This window comes from Thermodesulfobacteriota bacterium, assembly GCA_040756475.1.
In the GTDB taxonomy this organism is placed as follows: domain Bacteria; phylum Desulfobacterota; class Deferrisomatia; order Deferrisomatales; family JACRMM01; genus JBFLZB01.
Map to the genome: position 1 here is coordinate 1 of JBFLZB010000351.1, position 1942 is coordinate 1942.

Sequence of the window (1942 nt, forward strand, 5' to 3'; positions counted from 1 at the left end):
CGGCGGTTCCTGGAGTTTCCCCCCGCGTGGGCGGGGCCGCTCCTCTTCTTCACGGAGGCGGCGCTGGCGCTCTCGGTGGCAGCCACCATGGTCGCCCTCTTCGCGGGGGCCGCGGCCGGGCGAGAGGAGCAGCCATGAGCCCGGCAGTCCTCTACGCCCTGGCCGGGGCCGGGCTCTTCGCCGTGGGCCTCCACGGCGCGCTCTTCCGCGGGCCCTTCCTGCGCCGGCTCCTGGGGCTCAATGTGATGGGCAGCGGCGTCTTCCTGGTGCTGGTGGCCGCCGCCCGCCGGGCCCCCGAGGGCCCCCCGGACCCGGTGCCCCACGCCATGGTGCTCACCGGCCTCGTGGTGGCGGTGAGCGCCACCGCCCTGGCCCTGGCCCTGGACCGGGCGCTGGGTCAGGCGACGGGCGAATCCGCGTCCCGGGGAAGCGGCCCCCCCGATCCGGACGGAGGCTGACCGTGGCCGGCTACCTGTTGGAAGGAGTGCCGTGGGCTCCCGCCCTGGTCCTCCTCCCCCTGGGGGCTGCCCTCCTGGCCTTCGCGCTGCCTCGGGCCGGTCGGGCAGCGGCGGCCCTCTCGGCGCTGGTCCTGCCGGTCCTGGCGGCGGGCCTGGCCGCCCATGTCGTCCTCCACGGCCCCCAACGCTACCGGATCGGCGGGTGGGGCCCCCCGCTTGGGATCGATTGGCACGCCGACGGGCTCTCGGCCCTCCTGTGCCTGCTGACGGCCGCCGTGGGGTGCGGCGCGACCCTCCACGCGCTGGCCGGCACCGGCAGCCCGGCCGGGGCAGCGCGGCGCGATGGCCGAGATCTCTTCTGGTCCCTCTGGCTCTTCGCCTGGGCGGCCCTCCACGCCCTCTTTCTTTCCGCCGATGCCTTCAACCTCTATGTGTGCCTGGAGCTCCTGGGGCTCGCGGCCGTGGGGCTGGCGGCCCAGGAGGGCAAGCCCGAGGCCCTGGCGGCGGCGCTACGCTACCTCCTGGTGAACTTCCTGGGCTCCTTCGCCTACCTCCTGGGGGTGGTCTTCCTCTATGCCGGCCACGCCACCCTGGACCTCGCCGCCCTGGCCCGGTCGGTCGAGCCCGGCCCGGGCACGGGGGCCGCCGCGGCGCTGGTGGCGGGGGGGCTCCTCCTCAAGGCCGCGGTCTTCCCCTTCCACGTGTGGCTCCCGCCGGCCCACGGCAACGCCCCGGCGCCCGTGAGCGCCGTGCTCTCCGCCCTGGTGGTGAAGGCCTCCTTCTACCTCTTCCTGCGGTTCTGGCTCCCCGTCTTCGGGACGTCCGCGGCGGGTGCCGGGGGCGCCCACCTGGTCGGCACCTTCCTGGGCGCCCTGGGCGCGGCTGCCCTGGTATGGGGCTCGGTGCTCGCACTCGTCCAGGACCGGCTGAAGCTCCTGGTGGCCTACTCCACCGTGGCCCAGGTGGGAGTCCTCTTCCTGGTCTTTCCCCTGGCCGGGCCCACCCCCTGGTGCTCCGCAGCCTGGGCGGGAGCGGTGTACCTGGCACTCTCCCACGGCCTCGCCAAGGCGGGGATGTTCCTCGCCGCAGGCTCGCTCGCCGCCAGCGCCGGCCACGACCGGGTGGCGGAGCTGCCCCGGGTGCTCCAGGCGCGGCCCGTTGCCGCCTTTGCCTTCGCGGCCGCGTCGGTGAGCCTCATGGGGCTGCCCCCCAGCGGAGGATTCGTGGGCAAGTGGCTCCTGCTGGGGGCGGCGGTGGAGAGCGGCGGCTGGGCCTGGGCCGCGGTGCTGGGGGGGAGCGGGCTTCTCACGGCCGGGTACTGCTTTCGGGTACTGCCCGGGGCCTTTGCCCTGGTTCCGGAACCCGACGGGACCGACCGGTTCCAGGGCCAAGCCGCTCCGCCGTCCCCCGTGGCGGAGTGGGCGGGCCTGGGGCTCGCCCTGGGCGCCCTGGTGCTCGGCTTCCTCGCTCCCTGGGTCCTGGAG

The 1942-nt window shown here is 75.5% G+C and carries 2 protein-coding genes; both read left to right on the top strand.

The window, feature by feature from the left end; translation table 11 throughout:
• Positions 1-134: 134 nt before the first annotated feature.
• Positions 135-458, top strand: coding sequence for an NADH-quinone oxidoreductase subunit K (locus AB1578_23615; protein ID MEW6490887.1), 324 nt, complete (start codon positions 135-137; stop codon positions 456-458).
• A 2-nt stretch (positions 459-460) separates the two neighbouring features.
• Positions 461-1942 (top strand): proton-conducting transporter membrane subunit (locus AB1578_23620; protein MEW6490888.1); only part of this gene is annotated, 1482 nt, incomplete at its 3' end.